Raw genomic sequence first — 450 nt, 5'->3', positions numbered from 1 at the left:
GGGGTTGGCTCTCTGGCACCGTCCATGATACCCGGCGGTGTGGCCAGTAAAGGGTTGTCGGCACTGGGCATGAAAGGGCTTCAGGCATCGGGTGCAGCGGCAGCAGTGACCGGTCTGGAAGATGCCAGACGTGTGCAGGGGTTGGCGAATGTCATCGACAAGGGCAGCCATGCCATTGGTTATGGTGCAACCGGTGGCCTGATGATCGGCGGGGCCGGTGCCGAGGACGCCAAAAGCCAGATCATGGGACTGGGCTATGAGCAACTGAAAGACCTGCCGAGGTTCCAGGAGCTGTACCAGCAGACTTACGAGCAGGCCGGAGGCGGCGATACCCGCCAGCCTTTTGAGCAGGCCAAAGCCCTGCTGGCCGAGGAAGCGGCACAGGCCGCCTTTGCCCCGGCTGCCGGGGTGGGGGCGCTTTCCATGGGGCTGGCGGGTCCGGCCATGGAG

General features: G+C 64.7%; 1 protein-coding gene. It reads left to right on the top strand.

Going from position 1 to position 450, the window contains the following annotated elements; all coding sequences use genetic code 11:
- Positions 1-450: hypothetical protein (locus tag AK963_RS34490; RefSeq protein WP_175404802.1), on the top strand; the 450-nt coding region annotated here is incomplete at both ends.

It is taken from the genome of Endozoicomonas atrinae (genome assembly GCF_001647025.1).
GTDB lineage: Bacteria > Pseudomonadota > Gammaproteobacteria > Pseudomonadales > Endozoicomonadaceae > Endozoicomonas > Endozoicomonas atrinae.
Note: the sequence above shows the minus strand (reverse complement) of the source record. Positions and strands in the feature narration are given on the sequence as shown.